General features: G+C 66.5%; 21 protein-coding genes and 1 tRNA gene. 10 read left to right on the top strand and 12 right to left on the bottom strand.

Annotation, left to right across the window (positions count from 1 at the left end):
• The first annotated feature begins 53 nt into the window (after positions 1–53).
• Complete coding sequence (locus BN3385_RS21035; RefSeq protein ID WP_059019664.1) at positions 54–1,484, top strand: bifunctional lysylphosphatidylglycerol flippase/synthetase MprF; 1,431 nt, start codon at positions 54–56, stop codon at positions 1,482–1,484.
• Here BN3385_RS21035 and BN3385_RS21030 read toward each other — a convergent pair.
• The 7 genes from BN3385_RS21030 to BN3385_RS21000 form a co-directional block, all read right to left on the bottom strand.
• On the bottom strand, positions 1,456–2,055 hold the full coding sequence (locus BN3385_RS21030) for a DUF4190 domain-containing protein (protein WP_059022261.1): 600 nt from the start codon (positions 2,053–2,055) through the stop codon (positions 1,456–1,458). The genes BN3385_RS21035 and BN3385_RS21030 overlap by 29 nt on opposite strands.
• Before the next feature lie 10 nt (positions 2,056–2,065).
• Positions 2,066–3,721: a thiol reductant ABC exporter subunit CydC gene (gene cydC, locus BN3385_RS21025; RefSeq protein ID WP_059019662.1), complete on the bottom strand. Its 1,656-nt coding sequence runs from the start codon at positions 3,719–3,721 to the stop codon at positions 2,066–2,068.
• Positions 3,708–5,312 (bottom strand): thiol reductant ABC exporter subunit CydD, encoded by a 1,605-nt coding sequence (cydD, locus tag BN3385_RS21020; RefSeq protein WP_059019660.1) that lies wholly within the window; start codon positions 5,310–5,312, stop codon positions 3,708–3,710. Before cydD ends, cydC begins: the two co-directional genes overlap by 14 nt.
• A gap of 62 nt (positions 5,313–5,374) precedes the next feature.
• Positions 5,375–6,418 (bottom strand): cytochrome d ubiquinol oxidase subunit II, encoded by a 1,044-nt coding sequence (cydB, locus tag BN3385_RS21015; protein WP_059022258.1) that lies wholly within the window; start codon positions 6,416–6,418, stop codon positions 5,375–5,377.
• 13 nt (positions 6,419–6,431) lie between these two features.
• Entirely contained in the window at positions 6,432–7,880 is a 1,449-nt protein-coding gene (locus tag BN3385_RS21010; protein WP_059019658.1) for a cytochrome ubiquinol oxidase subunit I, read from the bottom strand.
• Between the two features lie 124 nt (positions 7,881–8,004).
• Entirely contained in the window at positions 8,005–8,583 is a 579-nt protein-coding gene (locus BN3385_RS21005) for an HdeD family acid-resistance protein (protein WP_197415251.1), read from the bottom strand.
• 78 nt (positions 8,584–8,661) lie between these two features.
• Entirely contained in the window at positions 8,662–9,528 is an 867-nt protein-coding gene (locus BN3385_RS21000; protein ID WP_156432839.1) for a hypothetical protein, read from the bottom strand.
• Between the two features lie 171 nt (positions 9,529–9,699).
• On the opposite strand from BN3385_RS21000, the gene BN3385_RS20995 reads away from it, so the two are divergent.
• The 3 genes from BN3385_RS20995 to BN3385_RS20985 are packed head-to-tail and all read left to right on the top strand — an operon-like array spanning position 9,700 to position 12,316.
• Positions 9,700–10,626, top strand: coding sequence for an ABC transporter substrate-binding protein (locus BN3385_RS20995; RefSeq protein ID WP_059019654.1), 927 nt, complete (start codon positions 9,700–9,702; stop codon positions 10,624–10,626).
• 5 nt (positions 10,627–10,631) lie between these two features.
• Positions 10,632–11,552 carry an amino acid ABC transporter permease gene (locus BN3385_RS20990; protein ID WP_059019653.1) on the top strand — a complete coding sequence of 307 codons (921 nt, stop codon included), beginning with the start codon at positions 10,632–10,634 and terminating at the stop codon, positions 11,550–11,552.
• Between the two features lie 11 nt (positions 11,553–11,563).
• The gene (locus tag BN3385_RS20985; protein ID WP_082690758.1) at positions 11,564–12,316 is read left to right on the top strand and encodes an amino acid ABC transporter ATP-binding protein; all 753 of its coding nucleotides are present in this window, start codon (positions 11,564–11,566) and stop codon (positions 12,314–12,316) included.
• Between the two features lie 4 nt (positions 12,317–12,320).
• Here the strand turns inward: BN3385_RS20985 and BN3385_RS20980 are convergent, their stop codons facing one another.
• From BN3385_RS20980 to BN3385_RS20970, 3 genes are all read right to left on the bottom strand, one after another.
• Positions 12,321–13,574, bottom strand: coding sequence for an adenylate/guanylate cyclase domain-containing protein (locus BN3385_RS20980; protein ID WP_059019648.1), 1,254 nt, complete (start codon positions 13,572–13,574; stop codon positions 12,321–12,323).
• Positions 13,575–13,655: 81 nt separating this feature from the next.
• Positions 13,656–14,600, bottom strand: a complete 945-nt coding sequence (gene speB / locus BN3385_RS20975) for an agmatinase (protein ID WP_059019646.1) — start codon at positions 14,598–14,600, stop codon at positions 13,656–13,658.
• Entirely contained in the window at positions 14,597–16,057 is a 1,461-nt protein-coding gene (locus BN3385_RS20970) for a purine-cytosine permease family protein (protein WP_059019644.1), read from the bottom strand. Before BN3385_RS20970 ends, speB begins: the two co-directional genes overlap by 4 nt.
• A 123-nt stretch (positions 16,058–16,180) precedes the next feature.
• On the opposite strand from BN3385_RS20970, the gene BN3385_RS20965 reads away from it, so the two are divergent.
• Positions 16,181–17,659, top strand: coding sequence for a PucR family transcriptional regulator (locus BN3385_RS20965; RefSeq protein ID WP_059019643.1), 1,479 nt, complete (start codon positions 16,181–16,183; stop codon positions 17,657–17,659).
• A complete protein-coding gene (locus tag BN3385_RS20960) occupies positions 17,656–18,453 on the top strand; it encodes a nitrilase-related carbon-nitrogen hydrolase (protein ID WP_059019641.1) in 798 nt (265 codons plus the stop codon). Before BN3385_RS20965 ends, BN3385_RS20960 begins: the two co-directional genes overlap by 4 nt.
• 330 nt (positions 18,454–18,783) lie before the next feature.
• Here the strand turns inward: BN3385_RS20960 and BN3385_RS29370 are convergent, their stop codons facing one another.
• Complete coding sequence (locus BN3385_RS29370; protein ID WP_353612233.1) at positions 18,784–19,086, bottom strand: hypothetical protein; 303 nt, start codon at positions 19,084–19,086, stop codon at positions 18,784–18,786.
• Between the two features lie 80 nt (positions 19,087–19,166).
• On the opposite strand from BN3385_RS29370, the gene BN3385_RS20950 reads away from it, so the two are divergent.
• A complete protein-coding gene (locus tag BN3385_RS20950) occupies positions 19,167–19,568 on the top strand; it encodes a hypothetical protein (RefSeq protein WP_059019637.1) in 402 nt (133 codons plus the stop codon).
• Between the two features lie 157 nt (positions 19,569–19,725).
• A complete protein-coding gene (locus BN3385_RS20945) occupies positions 19,726–20,574 on the top strand; it encodes a CDP-diacylglycerol diphosphatase (protein ID WP_197415250.1) in 849 nt (282 codons plus the stop codon).
• A 56-nt stretch (positions 20,575–20,630) separates the two neighbouring features.
• Here the strand turns inward: BN3385_RS20945 and BN3385_RS20940 are convergent.
• A tRNA-Leu gene (locus tag BN3385_RS20940) sits at positions 20,631–20,707 on the bottom strand.
• Between the two features lie 114 nt (positions 20,708–20,821).
• Between BN3385_RS20940 and BN3385_RS20935 the strand changes: the two genes are divergently transcribed.
• Positions 20,822–21,451, top strand: a complete 630-nt coding sequence (locus BN3385_RS20935) for an ANTAR domain-containing response regulator (RefSeq protein ID WP_059019633.1) — start codon at positions 20,822–20,824, stop codon at positions 21,449–21,451.
• Between the two features lie 189 nt (positions 21,452–21,640).
• Complete coding sequence (locus tag BN3385_RS20930; RefSeq protein ID WP_059019631.1) at positions 21,641–22,852, top strand: branched-chain amino acid ABC transporter substrate-binding protein; 1,212 nt, start codon at positions 21,641–21,643, stop codon at positions 22,850–22,852.
• The last annotated feature ends 15 nt before the right edge of the window (positions 22,853–22,867 follow it).

Raw genomic sequence — 22,867 nt, 5'->3', positions numbered from 1 at the left:
CAGGCGTACTGTTTATCTGTCCGCAAGGACGTTGTTGACCTGGGGGAGGTGCAATGACAGAGCCGCCGCTGCACGTCGCGCCGCGGCTTCGCGCCCGCGAGCGGGTGGTCGTGCATGTCGACTCCCCGGCTGCCCGATGGCTCGGGGCGCTGGCCCTGCTCATCGCCGCGAGCTGGCTGGTCACCCTGGTCGCGCGTTCCCATCACCACGCGAATTGGCACGCTGACGGCCGGCTGGCCTGGTCGTTGACGATCCTGGCCGGGGTCACCCTGATCGCTCGGGGGATCTATCTGGGCAGGCCGGTGACCGCGGCGCACGCGGGTGCGGCGGCGCTGACCGTGCTCGCCGGCTTCGGTGCCCACATCGTGGCCTCCGATGTGCTGGGCAATGTCCTGATCGCATTCTCGGGGCTGGTGCTGATGTGGCCGACCTCGATGCGCCCGCAGCCCGAAGAGCTACCCCGGGTCTGGGCGCTGGTGGACAAGACCAGCGGTGACCCGGTGGCGCCGTTCGCCATGCTGGCGCACAAGAGTTATCACTTCACCGCCGACGGATCGGCGGCCATCGCCTACCGCACCCGGCTCGGCTACGCCGTCGTCAGCGGAGATCCAATCGGGGAGCAGGATCGCTATCAGGAGCTCGTGGCCGACTTCGCAGCGATGTGCCATGCGCACGGCTGGCGGGTGGTGGTGCTCGGATGCAGTCAACGCCGCCTCGGGCTGTGGTCTGATCCGGCGATCGTCGGACAGACGCTGCGTCCGGTCCCGATCGGCCGCGACGTGGTGATCGACGTGCCGGCCTTCGACATGGTCGGCCGTCGCTTCCGCAACCTTCGCCAGGCGGTGCAGCGCACCCGCAACTTCGGTATCACCACCGAGATCGTGGCCGAACAGGACCTCGACGACGCCCAGATCGCTGAGTTGACCGATGTCCTGCTGTCCTCGCCGAAAGGGTCGCGCAGCGAGCGCGGCTTCTCGATGATCCTCGACGGCGCGCTCACCGGCCGCTATCCCGGCATCCTGCTCATCGTCGCCCGCGACAGCACCGGACGGGTGCAGGGCTTTCACCGCTACGCGCTGGCCGGTGCCGGCAGCGACGTCACCCTCGACGTCCCGTGGCGGCGTCGCGGGGCGCCCAACGGGATCGACGAACGGCTGTCAGTGGACATGATTGCCGCCATGAAGAAAGCTGGCGCGCAACGTCTTTCGCTGGCGTTTGCGGCGTTCCCGGAGATCTTCAACGACAAGGAACGCGGGCCGCTGAGCAGCTTCTTCTACACCGCGATCCACCTCGGCGATGCCCTGATCGCGCTGGAGTCGCTGTATCGCTACCTGCGCAAGTTCCACGCGCTGGCAGATCGTCGCTACGTTCTGCTGTCCTACAGCCAGGTGCTGCCGCTGCTGGTGGTGCTGCTCTCGCTGGAATTCATGCCCAGGCGGCGGCAGCTGACCGCCGCTATGGCGTCGGCGTCAGCGTCACACTGAACTGGTTCTCCACCGACTGCCGGAATTCGTTCTCGCAGAGCCGTTGCGCGGTCTTGTCCGAGCCGGCCTTGCTCAGGCAGTCGAAGTAGTCGCCGACACCGGTGTCCTTGAGGGCGTTGACGTAGATCACGATGAAGATCAGGCCGACGATGATGGCGACGGCACCCAGGATCACACCGGCCAGGGCGATACCCCCGTTGTCGGCTTCGCCCCGCTTGACCCGGCCCCGCGCGGCGAAACCGATGATGACGGCCACGATGCCCAGCACCACACCGCCCACGACGGTGAACGACGACACCAGCGCAACGATCGCCACGACCAGTGCAGCCACCCCCAGCCCGTTGCGGGGACCCACCGGCGGCGGGGTGTAGCCGGCGTAGGGCTGCGGAGGCGGCGGCGGGTACCCACCCTGATACGGCCCTGGCGGATAGGGGTAGGGATACGGGTACTGCGGCGGCGGGCCGGGCTGCTGAGGCGGGGTGGAAGAGGCCGGCCCTGGCGGATAGGGGTAGGGATACGGGTACTGCGGCGGCGGGCCGGGCTGCTGAGGCGGGGTGGGAGGCTCAGTCATGGTGTGCACGTTACCCGTCGCGGCTGATCGATAGTCGCGGACAGGTGATGTCCCCGTCGAGCTGGTGGGTGGCCACGACGACGGTGCGGGCTGGTGAGAACAGGCCGTGGTGGGCGTCGAGCAGTGCCGCCAGTACCCGGTGCGCATCGGCGGCATCGAGGTGCTCGGTCGGCTCGTCGAGCACGATGATCGGTGCCGGGCACAACAGCGCACGGGCCAGCAGCAGCCGGCGACGCTGTCCCGCCGAGACCGCCGCCGCACCACCGATCAGCACCGTGCCCAGCCCCTCGGGCAGGGCGCTGAGCCAGTCGTCCAGGCCCACTACGCCCAGTGTGTGGATCAGTTTCTGGTCGGCGCAGTCGCCCCGGGCGACCAGCAGGTTGTCCCGGACCGTGGTGGCGAACAGGTGGGCGTCCTCGGCGAAATAGCAGACTGCGCTGCGCACGTCGGATTCGCTGAGGTGGTCGGTGGCTGTTCCGTCGATGAGCACGTCACCGCGCAGCGGCGGAAGCAGCCCGGCCAGCGTCATCAACAGCGCCGTCTTGCCCACCCCGCTACGACCGGTCACCGCCAGTCGCGAACCCGGCTCGAGATCAACTGTGATACTTCGTGTTTCGGGACCGTCGGGGTAGCCGGCAGCGACGGCCGCCGCCTGCAGTCGGGGCGTGCTGGGCGGGGTGCTGATCGTGACAGGGGTGCGCGCGGCGGGCGTGCCGGCCGGTACGAGGTCCAGGATGTGTGCGGCCGCGATCCTGGCTCGCGCCAGCGCGACCGCGGCGCCCGGCAACATGCCGGTGGCTTCGAACGCCGACAGCGGCAGCAGCATGAGCACCGCCAAGGTGGTCGGCGCAGTGCCGGCCGCCAGGGTGATCCCGATGACGATCGCGCCGATCACGCTGACCCCCATGGCGGCGGTGGGCACTGCGGCCGCCAGCGCGGCCGGTGCTGCGGCTCGGTCGATCGCGGTCCCCCAATCACGTTGCCGGGCTTCGGCATCGGCGATCAGATCCGGCAGCCGGCCGGCGACTCGAAGCTCGGCGGCATGGTCGAGTGCGGTGATGGCGGCAATATCGCGGCCGGCGTGGTGCAGGCGGGCGAGGTCTTCCTGGCCGCGCACCGCCCGGCCGGCCAGCCAGGGTGCCAGGACACCGGCGATCAGCAGACAGGCGGCCAGCACCATGGCAGCGGCGGGAGAGATGAACGCCAGCACCGTGGTGGCCGCCAGGCCCAGCACCACCGCCACCCCGATCGGCACCAGGGCGCGAACCAAAACATCGGCCAGGGTGTCGACGTCGGCCCCCACCCGGGTGAGCAGGTCGCCGCCGTGCAGTCGCGCGGTGGCCTGCGGCGGGCCGTAGGCGAGCCTGCGATAGATCTCGGTGCGGGCGGTGCCCGCGGCACGCAATGCGGTGTCGTGCGAGGCCAGTCGCTCGCAGTAGCCCAGGACGCCGCGGGAGATGCCGAACGTGCGGACTGCCACCACCGCCACCGACAGGTCGAGCACCGGCGGCATCTGCCAGGCCCGGGTGATCAGCCAGGCTGACACCGCGGCCAGTGCGAGCGCGCTGCCCAGCGACAGGGCGCCGAGTGTCACGGCCAGCAGGAGCCGGGGGAGTCGGGGACGTAACAGGGGTAGCGCCGCGCGCAGCAGTTCAGAGCCGGGCATGGGTGTCCGCCTGCACAGTGATGACACGGTCGGCGATGGCCACCGCGCTGTCACGATGGGCCACCATCACCACCGTGTCGCCCGCGGCCGCTCGCGCCGCGATGGCCTCGAGGACGGCTGCCTCGGTGCCGGTGTCGAGGTGGGCCGTGGGCTCGTCGAGCAGCAGCACCCGGGCTGAGGACCCGAGCGCCCGTGCCAGACCGAGTCGTTGGCGCTGTCCGAGCGACAGCCCGGCACCCGAGCGGCCCAGCACAGTCCTCATGCCATCGGGGAGATCGGCAAGCACCTGATCGAAACCCGAAGCACGACTGGCATATTCGATGTTGACAAGCTCACCGAAGAGGGCCAGATTCTCGGCCACGGTACCGGGGATGATGACCGGACGCTGGGCCAGCCACACCAGCTCACGCCACCAGGAATCGAGGTCTAGATCGCGAACGTCGATGCCGTCGACGGTGACCCGCCCCTCGGTCGGCGTCATCAGGCCGGCGACGATCTGCAACGTCGTGCTCTTGCCTGCCCCGTTCGGACCGGTCAGGACGGTGACCTGACCGGGCTCACACCGGCCGGACAGCCGTGCCGGTGCCAGCCCGTCGCGCCCGGCCACCGACAGCTCGTCGAACGCGATGGTGACCGCGCCGCCGGCCGGTCCGCGCCGGCCGCCGGTGGTGAGCGGGGTCTGCTCGATCAGCGCAAAAGCCCTGTCGGCGGCTGTCTTTCCATCCTGGGCGGCGTGGAACTCCACCCCGACCCGGCGCAGCGGCCAGAACACGTCGGGCGCGAGCAGCAGTGCGGTGAGCCCGGCCGCCAGCGTCATCTCGCCGAATACCAGGCGCAGCCCAATGCTCACCGCGACCAGAGCCACCCCCAGCGTCGCAATCAATTCGAGCACCAAGGAGGACAGGAACGCGATCCGCAACGTCGCCAGCGCGGACCGTCGATGGGCGGCGCCCAACGCATCGATCCGGTGTGCCGGTCCGTCGGCCCGGCCCAGCGCGCGCAGGGTGGGGATCCCGGCGATGAGGTCAAGCAGGCGGGACTGCAGCGTGCTCATCGCGGTCAGCGCGGCGGCGGATCGCTCGGCGGTGGCCAGGCCGATCAGCACCATGAAGACCGGGATCAGCGGTAAGGCGATCAGCACGATCAGAGCGGACTGCACATCGTTGAGAGCGATCACCACAATGCTGGCCGGGGTCAGCACGGCAGCCAGAAAGAGTGCCGGGAGGTAGGCGGTGAAGTAGGGCCGCAGCTTGTCCAGACCGGCGGTCACCAGGGTGGCGGCCTCGTCGCGCTGTGCCTGCCGGGCCAGCGGCGGCAGATCGGTCACCGCCCGCAGCACCTGCCCATTGAGATCGGCGATGACCGCACTGGCACCGCGTTGACCGAGCCGGCCCTGCAGCCACTGGGCGGCGGTACGCAGCGTCCACAGCGCGGCGAGCAGGATCAGATCGGTGCGCCAGTAGCCGATGCTGCGGGTGGCCGGGTCGGTGATCACCCCGGCCACCAGATGTCCGAGGATGACGGCGGTGCCGATCGCGCAGCCCGCGATGACGGTGCCGCAGGCGACGGTGGCGATCAGGAATCGGCGCACCGCCGGGGAGGCCCGCCATAGCCGTGGATCAAGCGGGCCCGATCGTCGTTGCCCGGACCGGGTCAGGGCACCCGCCTCAGCGACAGCCCGATGGACGGCGGAATGGATTCAGCGAAAATCCGTTTCCGGAACACCCAATAGGTCCAGCCCTGGTACACCAGGACGATCGGGGTGAAAATCAGTGCCGCCCAGGTCATCACCTTCAGCGTGTAGGGGCTCGAGGAGCCGTTGTAGATGGTGACGCTGTAGGCCGGGTCGAGGGTGGAGGGCACCAGGTTCGGGTAGAGGCAACCGAATAGCAGCACCACCACCGCGGCGACCACCAGCGTGGTGGACAGGAATGCCCAGCCTTCGAGGTCGGCACCGACGGCGGCCACGGCCGCCAACTGGGCGACGACGGCCAGAGCAACCAGCGCCCACGTCCAGCTGGTCCCGTGGGCCAGCTGGGTCCACAGGCCGAAGGCGGCGACCAGGACCGTGGCGGGGATGCTGAGGATGCGGGCCAGACGCACCGCGTCGAGGCGGACCGCACCACCGGTCTTGAGCGCCAGGAAGACTGCGCCGTGGAACAGGAACAGAGAGCAGGTGGCCAGTCCGCCCAACAGCGTGTAGGGGTTGACCACGTCGGTGAAGGACAGGCCGACGACGTTCTTGTCGGGGCCCACCGGCAGCCCGCTGACCAACACGGCGAAGGCGACACCCCACAGGATGGCCGGCAGCCAGGAGCCCGCCGCGATTCCGATGTCACACCAGAACCGCCACTTGGGGTCGTCGATCTTGCCGCGCCATTCGATGGCGACGATCCGGGCGATCATCGCCAGCAGGATCACCAGCAGCGGCAGGTACAGGCTGGAGAAGACGGTGGCGTACCAGTGCGGGAACGCCGCGAACATGGCGCCGCCGGCGGTGATCAGCCACACCTCGTTGCCGTCCCACACCGGGCCGATCGTGTTCAGCACGGCGCGACGGTGGGACTCGATGTCGCCCTTGCCGATTCGGCCCAGCCACTCCATCAGCATGCCGACGCCGAAGTCGAAGCCTTCCAGGATGAAGAAGCCCAGAAACAGCACCGCGACGATGACGAACCAGAATTCTTGAAGACCCATGATGCTCACCTCCTCAGTAGGCGAAGGACAGCGGAGCCACCTCGTCCTCGCGGGGAGGCGTCGGCGGTGCGGGCTCGGAATCGTGGTCCTGCGGTCCGGCCACGACATAACGGCGGATCAGGTAGAACCAGATCACCGCCAGGACGGCGTAGATCAGCGTGAACGAGATCAGCGACACCCAGACCAGACCCGGTCCATGCAGGGATACCCCTTCCTGAACGGTCAACCGAACCTGTTGGTCCCCATCAGGATTGGGTGCCACCACCCACGGTTGCCGGCCCATCTCGGTGAACACCCAGCCGGAGATCGACGCCAGGAACGGGGTGGGGATCGTCACCAGCGCGAACCGGGAGAACCACCGCTTGTCGGGGACGCGGCCGCGTCGGGTGAGCCACAGCACGCTCAGGGCGAACAGGAACGGGATCGCCATGAACCCGATCATCGCGCGGAACGACCAGTAGGTGACGAACAGGTTGGGCACATACCAGCCGGGGCCGAACCGCTGTTCATATTGCTGCTGAAGGTCTTTGGCGCCCTCCAGCGTCACCCCGCTGAACTTGCCCTCGGCCAGGAACGGCAGCACGTAGGGCACTTCGATAACGCGGGTGATGCTGTCGCAGTTGTTGTGCGTCCCCACGGTGAGCACCGAGAACTTGGGGTCGAGTTCGGTGTGGCACAGCGATTCCGCGGCGGCCATCTTCATCGGCTGCTGGTGGAACATCAGCTTGCCCTGGACGTCGCCGGTGAAGAACAGGCCGAACGAGGCGACGATGGCGATCCAGGCACCGAGGATCGCACCGGGCCGGAAGAGTGCGGCGGCGTCGGGCGATCCCTTGGCCCGGACCATCCACCACGCGCAGACCGCCGCCACGAAGGTTGCCGCCGTCAGGAACGACGCCGCCACCGCGTGCCAGAACGCGGCGACACCGGTGTTGTTGGTGAACAGTTCGGTGATGCTCTGCAATTCGGCCCGCCGGGTCTCCGGGTTGTACTTGGCTCCGACGGGGTGCTGCATGAACGAGTTGGCGGTGATGATGAAGAACGCCGACAGGTTCACCGCGATGGCCACCAGCCAGATCGAGGTCAGGTGCAGCCATTTGGGGATCCGGTTCCAGCCGAAGATCCACAGCCCGATGAAGGTGGACTCCAGGAAGAAGGCGACCAGGCCCTCCAACGCCAGTGGTGCGCCGAAGATGTCCCCGACGAAGCGCGAGTACTCGCTCCAGTTCATGCCGAACTGGAATTCCTGCACGATGCCGGTGGCGACACCGATGGCGAAGTTGATCAGGAAGACCTTGCCGAAGAAGCGGGTCATCCGATACCAGGCCGGGTTGTCGGTGACCACCCAGACCGTCTGCATGATGGCGATCAGGGGAGCCAGCCCGATCGTCAGCGGTACGAAAATGAAGTGGTAGACGGTCGTAATGCCGAACTGCCACCGTGAAACGTCAAGAGCACCCATAACAAAAGTCTCCCCAAAACGAAAGACCGAAGACGCGGATCGCCTATCTACGACATAGTGTAGTAGCGATCCGCGCCTTCGGCGCTAGGGTCTTTCGTCCTAGGTGACCAGGGTCATAGGCGAGCTAGACGGCTTCGGCGACGCGCTCCCGAAGGTTCTTGGACGCCTTGCGGATCCCGAACGACGACACGATCTCGAACACGCCGATCACGACGAGCCAGATGCCGACGACCAGAGTCAGGGTGGCCAGCGACGGGAACGGCGAGGCCAGCACGACGATGCCGGCCAGCAGGCTGATCACGCCGACGAAGATCTCCCAGCCGCGGCCGGGGGTGTCGGGGTCGCTGATCGCCGAAGCCGCCGTCGCGACACCGCGGAAAATGAAGCCGACGCCGATCCAGATGGCGAGCAGCAGGATCGAGTTCGCAATGCTGCGGAAGCACAGCACCGCCAACACCAGCGAAGCCGCGCCACTGATGAACAGCAGAGCCCGGCCGCCTGCCGACACGTGAAGGGTGAACGCGTGGAACACCTGGGTGATACCGGTGACCAATAGATAGGCGCCGAAGAAGATCGCGGCAACCAGGATCGAGATGCCCGGCCAGACCAGAACCAGGATGCCCAGAACCAGCGACAGGATTCCGGACAGCAGGACTGACTTCCACAGGTGTGGCAGCAGTGGTGGCGCAGATGTCGTTGTCATGGCCGAAGTGTGACACAGCGAGATGGCCGGTTGGAGCATTTGAAGGCTTCGTGAACTGATTGAGGCCTTAAGTCCCGGCTAATTCTTGCGATTGCTACGACCAGTGCTTTTGGCTGCTTCCTTGGCGTTCGAACGGGCTGTTGGGCTCGCCGCCGGTTTTTTCTTGCCGGAGGTGGCTGCGGCGCCTCCGACGACGATGCCGTTGATGTTGAAACCTGGTCCGCTCTTGGTGATCGATGCCCCGGTCTGCAGCACGGAGCCGGCGATCGCCAGTGGGCCGGGACCGGCCGTCACGGTGTTGTTCGTGCCGAACAGATCGAATGCCTGGCTCGCAGTCCCGGTGGCGCTCACACTGCCAGCGTTGCCTCGGGTGCCGACGCCGTAGGCGGCGTTGAAGTTGCCGATGCTGGACACCTCGCCGTCGGCGAACAGACTGATCGCAGTGTTGAAGTTCCCGTTGTCGGCCCGCGAGAACGGCGTGTCGCCGGGACCGAGGGTCAGTGCGAGGTTGGCGAAGGTGCCGGTGTCTCCGGCCAACGCGTATCCGTCTTCATTGCCGATCGCGGCGGCGACTGACAGATAGCCATCCGCGCCTGCCGTCGCATTGTCGCCGGCCGCGATCGCCAGGTTCAGCACGCTGCCCGTGTAGGTCAGCGAATCTGAGGAATCGCCCAGTGATATGGCAAGTCCGAACCAGCCCTGGGCGCGAGCGGTCGCGATCGATCCAATGGCGATCGCGATGCTGGTCGGGTTGCTGAAACAGCTGGCGCTGTTGCCGATTCCGAAGAACGACGCGCACGTGGCATGGGCTGTCGGCGGTGCGGCCAGCGTTGAGGTGGCCAGGGCGACGCCGGCCAACCCGGCGCAGGCGGTCAGGAAACGGCGTTGTGGACCCATTGCTGACTCCTGTGTGCGGAAACACCGATTCTTGCACGTCAGCGGCATCGCGATACGGGAATTTCCACGGACGTCACAACTTCCTCCCCAGCTCGGACAGCACATCAGTATCAACAGGGTTAAGTTTCCCCGTACGACGCACACGATGGCCTAGTGTTCCGTTACCGGCGTCCTCGGCGTGAGGGCGCGGAGCGGCCCGAAGCAGAAAGAAGAGTCAACGTGCTTAGTGGATGTCAAGACCGACGAGGGACCGGACGTTGGTGGCGTGTCGTCGGGATCGTCGCAGTAGCGGGTTCCCTGGCACTGTCAGGCTGCAGCAGCAAATCCGAGCCCACCGCAGGCCCGTCGGAATCGTCGACCGCGGTCAAGGCCGAGAAGGTCGATGACATCGCAGCCACCCTGCCCGAGGACATCAAGAAGTCCGGCAAGCTGATCGTGGGCGTCAACATTCCCTACGCCCCCAATGAATTCAAGGACGCCAGCGGCAAGATCGTCGGTTTCGACGTCGATCTGATGAACGCCATCGCCTCCACCCTGGGCCTGACGGCCGAGTACCGCGAGTCGGACTTCGCCAAGATCATCCCCTCCATCCAGCAGGGCACCTACAACGTCGGCATGTCCTCGTTCACCGACACCAAGGAGCGCCAGGCCTCGGTCGACTTCGTCGACTACTTCAATGCCGGCATCCTGTGGGCGCAGCGCCCGGGTTCGCCGATCGACCCGAACAACGCCTGCGGCAAGAAGGTGGCCGTGCAGGCGACCACCACCGAGGAGACCGACGAGCTTCCCGCCAAGAGCAAGAAGTGCACCGATGAGGGCAAGCCGGCGATCGAGATCCTGAAGTTCGACGGCCAGGACGCCGCGACCAATGCCGTCGTGCTCGGTCAGGCCGACGCGATGTCGGCGGACTCCCCGGTGACCGCGTACGCGATCAAGCAGAGCAAGGGCAAGCTGGAAGCCGCCGGCGAGATCTTCGATTCGGCACCCTACGGCTGGCCGGTGCAGAAGGGCTCGCCGCTGGCGCAGTCGCTGCAGAAGGCGCTCGAGCACCTGATCGAGACCGGTGCCTACAAGGAGATCGCCAGTAACTGGGGCGTCGAGGCGGGCATGATCGACAAGCCGGTCATCAACGGCGGGACCAGCTAAGCGACATGGCAGCTGACGTGTCGGCCCCGCCCGCAATCAATGCTGTGCCCCTTCGGCACCCGTGGCGGTGGGTGGGGGCGACCGTCATCGTCATCCTGGTCGGGCTGTTCCTCTATGGGGCGGCCACCAACCCGGCCTACGGCTGGTCGACCTACGGTGAGTACCTCTTCAACGAGCGAATCCTGCTGGGTGTGTTCAACACCTTGCAGCTGACCATCTACTCGATGGTGCTCGGTGTGGTGCTCGGCGTCATCATGTCGGTGATGCGGCTGTCACCGAATCCGGTCTTCCGCTCGGTGGCCTGGGTGTTCCTGTGGATCTTCCGTGGCACCCCGGTCTACGTGCAGCTGGTGTTCTGGGGTCTGATCCCGACGATCTACCAGAACATCCAGCTCGGCGTGCCGTTCGGGCCGTCGCTGTTCCACCTGAACCTGCAGAGCCTGTCGATCCCGTTCGTGCTGGCGGTCGTCGGCCTGGGGCTGAACGAGGCGGCCTATATGGCCGAGATCATCAGGGCCGGAATCACTTCTGTGCCCGAAGGCCAGTCGGAGGCGTCGACGGCACTCGGTATGTCATGGGGAATGACGATGCGGCGCACCGTGCTTCCCCAGGCGATGCGAGTGATCATCCCGCCGACCGGCAATGAGGTCATCAGCATGCTGAAGACCACCTCACTGGTCACGGCGGTGCCGTACTCCTACGACCTGTACAGCATCGCGTCGCGGGAGATCGCCGCCCGCATCTTCGAACCCGTCCCGCTGCTGTTGGTCGCCGCCACCTGGTATCTGGTGGTCACCAGCATCCTGATGGTCGGCCAGCACTACTTGGAGAAGTACTTCTCCAAGGGCATCTCGCGCCGGCTGACCTCCAAGCAGCTCGAGGCGCTGGCCAAAGCGCAGACCGGCACGGAGGCAGGACACGTATGACGACCGAACCCATGGTGCGCGCCGAGCAGGTGTGCAAGAACTTCGGGGCGTTGTCGGTGTTGAAGGGTGTGACGCTGACCGTCGACCGTGGTCAGGTGCTGGTGCTCGTCGGGCCGTCCGGCTCGGGGAAGTCGACCTTCCTGCGCTGCATCAACCACCTCGAGACCGTCAATGCCGGCCGGCTCTACGTCGACGGTGAACTGGTGGGTTACCGCGAGGGCCAGGGCAAGCTTTTCGAGATGTCCCCACGGGACGCCGCCAAACAACGGCGTGACATCGGCATGGTGTTCCAGCACTTCAATCTGTTCCCGCACCGCACGGCGCTGGAGAACATCATCGAGGCACCGATCCACGTCAAGAAGGTCAAGAAGTCAACGGCGGTAGAGCGCGCCCGCGATCTGCTCGGCCAGGTTGGCCTGGGCGACAAGGCCGATGCCTACCCGGCTCAGCTCTCCGGTGGTCAGCAGCAGCGCGTGGCCATTGCCAGGGCGCTGGCCATGGACCCCAAGCTGATGTTGTTCGACGAGCCCACCTCGGCCCTGGACCCCGAGCTCGTCGGCGAAGTGCTGGCCGTCATGAAAAAGCTTGCCAGCGAAGGAATGACGATGGTCGTCGTCACCCACGAGATGGGCTTCGCCCGCGAGGTCGCCGACCAGCTGGTGTTCATGGACGGCGGTGTGATCGTCGAGAGCGGTGCCCCCCGCGAGGTGCTGGGCAACCCGCAGCACGATCGCACCAAGGCGTTCCTGTCGAAGGTGATGTAACCGGCTAGCCGGCCGGGCTCTCGACCCGAACATTCTCTGGCGCAATTGCTTTCGGTTCCCGGGTGCCGATCAGGTACCAGGTGCACATGATGCCCTTGCCCTTGACGTCCACCTCGCCGCGCTTCTCCAGCACGAACTCGTCCTTGAGTCGCTCGTAGACGTTCTCGGGCACCTGGATCCGGCCCTCGGGGTCGGTGGATTCCATCCGGGAGGCGACGTTGACCGCATCGCCCCACACGTCGTAGAAGAAGCGCCGGGCACCGACCACCCCGGCCACCACCGGGCCGGAGGCCATCCCGATCCGCAGCGGCACCCGCTGGCCGTTCGGGTCGCGCAGGTCGGCGACGGCACGGGACATGTCCAGGGCCAGCCGGGCCAGCGCCTCGACATGGTCGGGCCGGGGTTCGGGTACGCCGCTGACGACCATGTAGGAGTCGCCGGTGGTCTTGATCTTCTCCAGCCCGTGTTTGTCGACGAGGCGGTCGAAGGTGGTGTAGAGCCGGTCGAGGAACCGCACCAGGTCCGCCGCCGGGATCTGGCTGGCCCGTTCGGTGAAGCCGGCGATGTCGGCGAACAGGATCGAGGCGTCGTCGTAGCGGTCGGCGATGGTGCCGCGGGCCGGATCCTTGAGCCGTTCGGCCACGCTGCCGGGCAGGATGTTGGCCAGCAGTGCTTCGGAGCGCTTGTACTCGACTTCCATGGCGCTCTCGGCGCGGTACACCTCGCGCATGGCGTACCAGACGGTCGCGAAAATCAGCACGGACGCCGACACCGTGGTGATGACGAAGCCGGCGTTGACCGCCCAGCGGGGTTGCAGGTGGGTGTCGCCGGGCACCAGGAACTGTGAGGCGATGGTCAGCCCGACTCCGATCGCCACCACCACCGAGGCCAGCACGGCGTGTTCGACGCCGAGGACCAGCACGGCCAGCGAGGCCGAGACCAGGTAGTAGAACTGCAGACCCGAGTCGGTGCCGACCTGCCAGCCGACGATGGTCAGCGAGGCGAACGCGAAGAACACGAACACCAGTGAGGCGATCACCTCACCGAAGGGCTGCAGCAGTGGAATCAAGAAGAAGATCAGCGCCGTGCCGAGATTGATGAAGCCGATGTACATCGCGCCGGGGCCGGTGAGGATCTGCATGATCGCGATGCACGCGGTGACGAAGCCGGCAATGTAGGCCGCGATGTTGAGCACCCGCATCTGCCGGGACACCGATTCGACCCAGTGCTGGTTGCGGGCCGACGGGCGGCGCTGCATCCGCTCGCAGTCCGACTCCCGGGGTACGCCGTCAGGCGGCACCGGGTCAGCGCATTTCCGCCTGGTGCCCACCCCCCGAGACTAACTGTTGGCGGCGAGCACCGACAGCAACTCGTAGCCAACGGTCGCCGCGGCGATCCCGGTGAGTTCGGCGTGGTCGTAGGCGGGCGCGACCTCGACGATGTCGGCACCGATCACGTTGAGCCCGACCAGGCCGCGCAGCGTGTTGAGCAGTTCCCGTGATGTCAGGCCGCCGGCCTCCGGGGTGCCGGTGCCCGGGGCGTGCGCGGGATCCAGCACGTCGATGTCGACCGAGACGTAGACCGGGCCGCCGTCAAGCCGTGCCCGCATGCGCTCCACGATGCTGGCGACACCGTCGAATTCATAGTCGTCGGAGCGGATCACCTGGAAGCCCAGTACGGCGTCGTCCTCGAGATCGGTCTTGCTGTAGAGCGGTCCGCGGATGCCCATGTGCAGCGAGCGCTCCATGTCGATCAGGCCCTCTTCGCTGGCCCGCCGGAACGGTGTGCCGTGGGTGTAGGCCGCGCCGAAGTAGGTGTCCCAGGTGTCCAGATGGGCATCGAAGTGCAGCACGGCGATCTTGCCGTGGTCGCGGGCCAGGGAGCGCAGGATCGGCAGTGCGATGGTGTGATCACCGCCGATGGTCAGCAGCGTCGAACCATGCTTGCGCAGTGCGGTGATCTCGGTGTCGATCGTGGTGATGGCCTCGTCGATGTTGAACGGGTTCACCGGGATGTCGCCGAAGTCGGCCACCTGATGTACGGCGAACGGTTCCACGCCCAGCGCAGGGTTGAAGGGCCGCAACAACTTCGAGCCGGCTCGTACGTGCGAGGGGCCGAACCGGGCGCCGGGCCGGTAGGACACCCCGCTGTCGAATGGCACGCCGACGATCCCGACCGCCGCGTCGGGCACCTCGGAGATTCGGGGCAGCCGGGCGAAGGTGCTCGGTTCGGTGTAGCGGGGGTACTTGGTGGCGTCGGTCTGCCCGACGATCTCGGCCGTCATTGTTCCTCCTCGGCAACGGTTCTCGCGATGGCGACCGCATCAACGGGATCGGCCAGCGCCGGGTTGGCCCTAATAATCGCCAATTCGGCGGAGACATTCAGCGTTCGGGTCAGCGCCACGTAGGCCACACCGGAAACCAGCATCCCCACGACGAACGCGATGTCGACTTCGCCCATCGCCTCGGCGGCGGGCCCCACGAAGAACGGCAGGTCCACGAACGGGATCTCGGCGAGCACACCGGCGGTGAACGCCGTCAGACCTCGCCAGGACCAGGCGCCGTAGATGCCGGCCGGGGTGAACAGGTCGGCGATCGCGTAGTGGCCGCGCCGGACGAAGAAGTAGTCGGTGAGGTTGACCGCGGTCCACGGGGCCAGCAGGTACAGCATGATCAGCAGCGTGGTGTTCAAGGCTGTGGTGGCGTTGGTCAGGGCCAGGCTCATCGCCAGCCAGGCCACCGCCAGTGCCGCGATCGTCACCACCCGCAGCCGGCGGGTCGGGGTGACCGGTTTGAGCGAGTCGATGGCGGTCACCACCGTCAGCATCCCGCTGTAGGCGTTCAGGCCCATGGTGGCCACCAGCACCAGGGTGGACACCACGGCCAGCACCGCACCGAGGAAGGGCACCACGTCGTTACCGGTGGTGTTGATCCCGGACAGCGCATCACTGGCGCCGAGATAGGTCGCCATCCACGCGCCCAACGGAATGAGCCAGGCCGGCGAGGCCGACGCCCCGATGAACACCGAGGCGATGATCGACGACGGCTTGGTGTCGCGGGGCAGATAGCGGCTGTAGTCCGAGACATAGGGGGCATAGGTGATGTTGTAGGAGGCGGCCACGCTGAACTGGACCAGGAAGGCCACCAGACTGAAACCGCCTGTAGCAGTGGTGGTTCCGGTCACCGAGCCGAATACGACGCCGAAGGTGAGCACCACCCACAGCGGAAGGGACAGCCAGAACAGGATGCGGAACGTGCGGTGCAGCAGGTCATGCCCGTAGATGGCGAGCAGCGCAGCAGCGACCGTGATGACGACGGCGACGACAACCGGATTCCAGCCGAAGATCGACTCCAGACCGGACTTGATGATCACCACGTCGACGACGTTGAAGCCGACGAAGGTGAACAGCGTTCCGATCAGGGGCAGCAGGACACCGCGATAGCCGAACTGGGCGCGGGACTGAATCATCTGCGGCAGACCCAGCACCGGGCCCTGGGTGGCGTGGAACGCCATGAACACCGTGCCGAACGCGATACCGGCCAGGCCGGCGACGATGGTCCACCACAGTGACAGGCCCAGACTCGGGCCAACGAAACCCAACGCCAGCGTGAACGGCTGGAAGTTGCCGACGAACCAGAACGGCCCCTGATGGCCGACCTTGCCGTGACGTTCGTCGTCGGGGACGTAGTCGATGGAACGGGTTTCGATGAGCGTCGCGGAGCGAGTCGTGGGAGTGGTCACGGTGCCTCCGAGGGGGAGTCGGGGTAGTGCGTCTCACGATGCGCTGTTGGTGTGGCTGGCACCATGGCGAAATTGTTCAATCCATCTACTACGGTTGGACGATGTGTACAACGAAGGCACGTTGTGGTCACCGTCGCTGATGTCGCGACCGAACCCAGCCTCAATCTCCAGGTCCTGGTCAGCGGGGACTTATCCCGCGCGGTGACCTCGGCTCATGTCTCCGAGCTGACGTCGCCGGGTGACTGGCTGCGCGGTGGCGAGCTGCTGATGACCGTCGGCCTGCTGCTGCCGATGCGGCGGGAGGAGTGCCGCGCCTACCTGGCCGAGTGCGCGACCGCGGGAGTGGCGGCGGTGGCACTTGGTCTCGGCCACGGGTTGCCCTACCGGGACTGCCCGGAGCCGCTGGTCGAGGCCGCCCGCGAGTGCGGTGTCACGCTGCTGACGGTTCCCGACGAGACTCCATTCATCGCTGTCACCAAGTGGGTGTTCGAGACCATCGCCCGTCAGGAGCGTCAGGAGCTGCAGACGGCGCTGGAGATCAACCGCTCGCTGACCGCGGTGGCCACTAGCTCGGCGCCGCTGGCCGCGCTGCTGTCGGCGTGGTCGCAGGCCAGCAGCACACCGTGCGTGGTCTGCGATGCGGCAGGGCGGGTGATCGGCGAGACACCGGCGACCACCCCCACGGTGGTGGATGCGGCGGTGGCGGCTGTCGCTGCCGCCCAGCGGTCGGGAGCGGGGTGGTCGGTGATCGACGGGTTCGAGGTCCATGCTGTCGGCGCCCGAAATCCGCTGGCGTTCATTGCGCTCGGCGCCGACATGGATCTGCGGTCGCGCAGTTCCTCGACGGTGTTGGTCTCGCTGATCGCCGTCGACATCGAACGGCGCAACCTGTCCGGTCAGGCCGAACGCACCCGCCGCTCGCAGGTTCTGGCCCAGTTGCTGCGGCCCGGCCTGAAACGGGAGCGGGCGCTGGCGCTGGCCGGCACGGTTGGCCTGGATACCGGCCCCTGCCAGGTGGCCGTCGTCATCGCCGACGATCCCGAATCGCTGGCCTTCCGCGTGCAGGCGAGCTTGCAGGACAGCCTGGTGCTGGTGCGGGGCGACGCGGTCGAGATCGTGAATGCCGATCTCGACTCGTTGCTCGAAACGTTGAAAACCCATGCGGCCGGCCTGCCATGCGGTGTCGGGGCAGCCACAAGTGCCGCCGCGCTGGCCATCTCGGCGATGCAGGCTCGATCCCTGGTGCCCGTGAGCATCCGGCTCGGGCGCATCGTGACGGCCAGTGAGGGTGAGACGGTGTCGCTGCTGCTGTCCCTGGGGGCGCCTGATGCGGTGCGGGGGTTCGCCGACGCGGTGCTGGCACCCTTGGATGCACTCGATCCCCGGGAGCGACTCGAACTGCTGCGCACACTCGAACAGTGGTTGCGGGCCAACGGCGCCTGGGATCCTGCGGCGGCTCGATTGTCGTTGCACCGCAACACCGTTCGTAACCGGATCGAGCGGATCGCCACATTGACCGGCCGTCGTCTCGATGATGGTGAGGACCGGATGGAGCTGTGGCTCGCGCTCAAAGCCCGCTCAGCGGTTAGCCTGCAGAGGTGAGCCGGATCGCCTGCGCCCAGATCGCCCCGACCGTCGGAGAGCTCGACGCCAACCTGGAGTTGTCGGCCGCTGCGATCGCCGATGCGGCGGCGGCCGGAGCCGACATCGTTGTGCTGCCGGAGCTGGCCACCTCGGGCTACATGTTTGCCGACGCCGACGAGGCCCGCTCGGTGGCGCTGCGTCCTGATGCGCCGCAGTTCGACGCGTGGCGCTCGGCAGCCGGTGACGCAGTGGTGATCGGAGGCTTCTGCGAACTCGGCGATGACGGCCTGCTCTACAACAGCGCGGTGGTGCTGGAGCGCGACGGCGTGCTCGCCAGCTACCGCAAGACACATCTGTGGGATCGGGAGAAGCTGATCTTCACCCCGGGTGCTGCTCTGCCGCCGGTGCTGACGACGCGCCACGGTGTGATCGCCGTGATGGTCTGCTACGACCTGGAATTCGCCGAGCTGACCCGGCGGGCGGCCCTGGCTGGTGCGGAACTGATTGCGGCGCCCGTGAACTGGCCGCTGTTTCCCCGTCCGGAGGGGGAGCGCCCCGGTGAGGTGATCACCGCCATGTCCACGGCGCGGACCAACAAGGTCGCCGTGGCGGCATGCGATCGGGCCGGGGTGGAACGGGGACAGCCGTGGACCGAGGGGACGGCGATCGTCGATCCCGACGGCTGGGTGGTGGCGGTGGCCGGTGCGGGTGCGGGACTGGCGATCGCGGATGTGGACTTGAGCCTGACGCACGACAAGACCCTGACTGAGCACGTCGACCTGTTCGCCGACCGGCGCATCGACCTCTACTGAACTGCCCGGGCGGCGATAGCCCGCAAGATGACCTTGTGCCCTAGGTCGGGCTTTGCCTCGTGGGTACGCTCCGTTTGTTGGACCACGATCGCGTGGTCGCGTTGAATCGGGGGATTCTGGCGACACGGCAGCGTAGGGGCTGCCGGTCGTCCATGGTCCGGTCGGTGCGGATTGGCCGAACTTTGCCCTGCACAACGCGCTATTGCGATACGTTCAGCGATTGTCCACCCCAGTGGGGGATGCTGGTAACGGGCCGGGGCCAGCGATGTGGACATTCGACTTTCGGCACACACAGATAGGAAGCGCTATGAGGTCTGGTCGCTTGACTCGTCAGATTGCCCTCTTTGCTGGCGGTGCCGCGATCGTCGGGATGGGGGCGCTGACCGCCTGCAGCCCGAGCGAAAAGGAAGCCCCGGCGACGAGCACGACGACGTCGACGTCGGCGCCGTCGGTATCGCCCACCGAAAAGGCGGTGGGCCCCGGTGGCAACAATTCGTTCTCGCCGACCGTGAATCCGGCACCGCCGGGACCGGTGTGCAAGGAAGTTGTCGGCAACGAATGCGTTAGGTAGCTGATCAGGCAAAGCCGGGCGGTGGTGCGAACACCCCGCCCGGCTTTGTCGTCTCGCGGCAACGCAACTGCGCAAACTAACAATTACGTCAATAGTGGCGATTACCGTTCAGACGTCGGGGATGTCGCAGAGGGATACCGCTATGAACATCAGTCGCCACCGCACCCGGATCGCCGCAGGCGCCGTGCTCTCGATGAGCCTCGCTCTCGGGGGATTGGCCCTGCCGCAGGTCAGTGCCCAGGCGCAGCCCGGCAACAGTTGGCCGGGCTGCCCACCCGACAGCCCGTCCGGACCGTGCCGTTGGTGCCCGGGCGACCCGCCGGTGCAGACCGGCAATCTCAAGGTCAATCCGGTGGTGTGGGACAACAACGTCTGCCACACCTACTTCTACGTGTACTCCGGGCAGGGCAACGTCGCGCAGAACATCTTCGAAGGGGACGCGCCGCCACCGCCACCGCCACCGCCGCCGAACCTGACCCCGCCGCTGCCGGAGGGCTGGTGCTGGTCGCTGTTCCTGCCGACCACGAATTGCCCGAACGGTTGATGGCATCGGCGTTCGTACACAGCAACGCCGGACCCATTCGGTGACGTCACCGATAATTTGCTGCGGGACTACTCGTGAACCTATAGTGTGAGCCGACCGCCCGGGTATAGCGCCGGCTTAATCGCGAAGGACAATCACAATGTGCCCTGAACGCTGCATGAATTCTTCCGACAACCGGCGCGGCTCGGGCCATGGCATGAGGGCAATCGCTCTCATGTCGGTGATTTCTGCAGCGCTGGGTGGTTTGCTGATTTGGGGCTCTCAGGCACCCCGCGCCGAGGCGTTGCCGGCTGTTCCGCAGGAGCCGGCGGGCATCAATCCGTTACCCGCGTGCGGCGATCCCAATTCCACCGATGAATTGTGGAGCGACGTCAAAAACGCTTCCCCCTCCGATCCGGGCAACAACAAGCTCGTCGAATTCCCCGGGGGCAACGACCGGTCCCGCGGGTTCGCCATCCACGACGGCGCTCGCGGCGGCGCGCAGTACAACTGGCTGCTCCTGGCGACCGGGCGTCAGGAGGGCATTGAATGCCCGACCCTGTTGCAGTCGGATGCTCCCGAGTACTTCCTGGACGCCTACAACCAGCGCAGCTTTCTGCCCAAGGGGACTGACTGGGCCTTGGGCATCGAATCGGCCGACAACCGCAGCAAAGACCAACTGCACATCCACATCAGCAGGCTGCAGCAGGCTGCCCGTGCCGACATCGACAACCAGTGGCGGAACATCGCTACTGAGGAAAGCAAGTGGAAGGACAGCGTAATCACCGTGATGGGCAAGAAGTTCCGCGCGTGGAACGTCGGGAGCCTGGAGCACAACCTGTTCGCGCACCTCAACAACGAGATCGTCACACCCTTCAAGGTGCAGATGCGCAACCAGACCATGCTCGTTACCGAATGCGCTCCCAAGACCTGCACCGGCTTGATCGTCCTCAACAGCGACAAGGTCAGCCCGAACACGAATCCCGGCGCGGACAACATCGAATTCCTGTTGAACAAGGCGGGTTAGGCGCTACTGGCCTCGCCCAGTTCGTCCGCTACCGGGTCGCGTCTGAACAGGTGTGCTGGTGCCCTCGGTGAGATTCGAACTCACACTGCACGGGTTTTGAATCCGTTTCCTCTGCCAGTTGGGATACGAGGGCGGGCCGCGTGGCTGCGGTTGTCCACCATAGTGGATGGCCGCGGGGAACCGGCCAAGCGGTGTGGGGAGTGGCCCCGCGGTCGCTGTTTGGCACAGTCCACGCGACAATAGCCTCATGACCGGGTCCACCAACGACGCCGACGGCCGCGCTACCCACCGTGTACTGATCGCTGAAGATGAGGCGCTGATCCGGCTGGATCTCGCCGAAATGCTGCGCGAAGAAGGCTATGAGGTCGTCGGTGAGGCCGGCGACGGGCAGGAAGCCGTCGAACTCGCCGAACAGCTGCGGCCCGACCTGGTGATCATGGACGTCAAGATGCCCCGCCGCGACGGGATCGACGCGGCCGCCGAGATCGCCGCCAAGCGGATCGCCCCGATCGTCGTGCTCACCGCCTTCAGTCAGCGTGATCTGGTGGAGAAGGCGCGTGACGCCGGCGCGATGGCCTACCTGGTCAAGCCGTTCTCCATCACCGACCTCATTCCCGCTATCGAGGTCGCCGTCAGCCGCTTCGCCGAGATCACCGAACTCGAGCGCGAGGTGGCCAACCTCTCCGACCGGCTGGAGACCCGCAAGCTCGTCGAGCGGGCCAAGGGCCTGCTGCAGAGCAAGCAGGGTATGACCGAGCCGGAGGCGTTCAAGTGGATTCAGCGGGCCGCCATGGACCGCCGCACCACCATGAAGCGGGTTGCCGAAGTGGTCCTGGAAACCCTGGACACCCCCAAAGACTCCGCGTCGGAGAGCTGACTTCTCCGACGCGCCGCGTTAACTCTGCGTTTCCTGGTCGGCCCGCCGTCGGCACGTGGCCGTCTGACCGCGCCGTTTGGCGGCAACCGCAATATGCTCGCAGCCAGCCGTTGGCCAAGATCACGCGCTGCAGCCCAGCGTTGGCTATGTTCTACCCACCCGACGAAACTACTGACCCGGAGGTGAAAGGTGCGCTCTCGCACGACACGGAGTGCAATCGCCGCGAGTTCGGCGCTGCTGGTGGTGTTTGGCATTGCCGGCTGTAACCAGTCCACGCCGAGTGAGAACTCGTCGCAGAGCGATCTCAAGATCGTCGAGCAGGTCCAGATCGACCAGAACGGTGCCGAGGTCAAGCCCGAAGCGGGTGCGGTCCCGGCCGACCCCGCCGGTGACGGCAAGGCCACCTGCCCGCCGGTGTCGATCGCCATGGCCGGTGCCCTCAACGGCCCCGACGCCGCCCTCGGCATCAATATCAAGAACGGCGTCCAGCTGGCCATCGACAAGCACAACGCCGCCAACCCCGGCTGCCAGGTTCAGCTGAAGCCGTTCGACACGGAAGGCGACCCGCAGAAGGCCACGGCTATCGCCCCGCAGATCGTCGACGATGCCTTCACCATCGGTCTGGTGGGCCCGGCGTTCTCCGGCGAGACCAAGGCCACCGGTGCCGTCTTCGACCAGGCGGGTCTGGTCTCGGCCACCGCCTCGGCCACCAACGTCACACTGTCTGAGCAGGGCTGGAAGACCTTCTTCCGCGGCCTGGCCAACGATGGTGTGCAGGGTCCGTCGGTCGCCAACTACCTGAAGAACACCCTCGGTGACAAGAAGGTCTGCGTCGTCGACGACAGCACCGACTACGGCACCGGCCTGGCGCAGGCGGTCCGCGAGACCCTCGGCTCGGTGGCGGTGTCCGACTGCAACATCTCGGTCAAGAAGGGCGACAAGGACTTCTCGGCCGCGGTGACCCAGGTCAAGGGTCAGTCGCCGGATTCGGTGTTCTACAGCGGCTACTACGCCGAGGCGGCACCGTTCGTCCAGCAGCTGCGCGACGGCGGATTCACCGGCAAGTTCGTCAGTGCCGATGGCACCAAGGACCCGGAGTTCGTCAAGCAGGCCGGTTCGTCGTCGAAGGACGCGATCCTGTCCTGCCCGTGCGGCCCGGCCACCGGCGCCTTCGCTGACGAGTACACCAAGAAGTTCGGTCAGGCTCCCGGCACCTACAGCACCGAGGGCTACGACCTGGGCACCGTGCTGCTGAAGGGTATCGACGCCGGCAAGATCACCCGTCCGGACCTGCTCGAGTGGGTCAAGACCTACAACGGTCAGGGTGTGGCCCGTAAGTACCAGTGGACCGACAAGGGTGAACTCACCACGACCCTGATCTGGATCTACAAGGTTCAGTAAGTGATTCGCGAGACG

The organism is Mycobacterium sp. M26 (assembly GCF_001494595.1).
In the GTDB taxonomy this organism is placed as follows: Bacteria; Actinomycetota; Actinomycetes; order Mycobacteriales; family Mycobacteriaceae; genus Mycobacterium.
This window is presented reverse-complemented; position numbering and strand designations above follow the sequence as displayed.

Bases quoted from the DNA above. Each gene is read 5' to 3' on its own strand.
- BN3385_RS20950 (WP_059019637.1), top strand. From the start codon at position 19,167: ATGAACATCAGTCGCCACCGCACCCGGATCGCCGCAGGCGCCGTGCTC.
- BN3385_RS21035 (WP_059019664.1), top strand. From the start codon at position 54: ATGACAGAGCCGCCGCTGCACGTCGCGCCGCGGCTTCGCGCCCGCGAG.
- BN3385_RS20990 (WP_059019653.1), top strand. From the start codon at position 10,632: ATGGCAGCTGACGTGTCGGCCCCGCCCGCAATCAATGCTGTGCCCCTT.
- BN3385_RS21010 (WP_059019658.1), bottom strand. From the start codon at position 7,880: ATGGGTGCTCTTGACGTTTCACGGTGGCAGTTCGGCATTACGACCGTC.
- BN3385_RS20980 (WP_059019648.1), bottom strand. From the start codon at position 13,574: ATGCAGCGCCGCCCGTCGGCCCGCAACCAGCACTGGGTCGAATCGGTG.
- BN3385_RS21005 (WP_197415251.1), bottom strand. From the start codon at position 8,583: ATGACAACGACATCTGCGCCACCACTGCTGCCACACCTGTGGAAGTCA.
- BN3385_RS20985 (WP_082690758.1), top strand. From the start codon at position 11,564: ATGGTGCGCGCCGAGCAGGTGTGCAAGAACTTCGGGGCGTTGTCGGTG.
- BN3385_RS20945 (WP_197415250.1), top strand. From the start codon at position 19,726: ATGAATTCTTCCGACAACCGGCGCGGCTCGGGCCATGGCATGAGGGCA.
- BN3385_RS21000 (WP_156432839.1), bottom strand. From the start codon at position 9,528: ATGCCGCTGACGTGCAAGAATCGGTGTTTCCGCACACAGGAGTCAGCA.
- cydC (WP_059019662.1), bottom strand. From the start codon at position 3,721: ATGCCCGGCTCTGAACTGCTGCGCGCGGCGCTACCCCTGTTACGTCCC.
- cydB (WP_059022258.1), bottom strand. From the start codon at position 6,418: ATGGGTCTTCAAGAATTCTGGTTCGTCATCGTCGCGGTGCTGTTTCTG.
- speB (WP_059019646.1), bottom strand. From the start codon at position 14,600: ATGACGGCCGAGATCGTCGGGCAGACCGACGCCACCAAGTACCCCCGC.
- BN3385_RS21030 (WP_059022261.1), bottom strand. From the start codon at position 2,055: ATGACTGAGCCTCCCACCCCGCCTCAGCAGCCCGGCCCGCCGCCGCAG.
- BN3385_RS20935 (WP_059019633.1), top strand. From the start codon at position 20,822: ATGACCGGGTCCACCAACGACGCCGACGGCCGCGCTACCCACCGTGTA.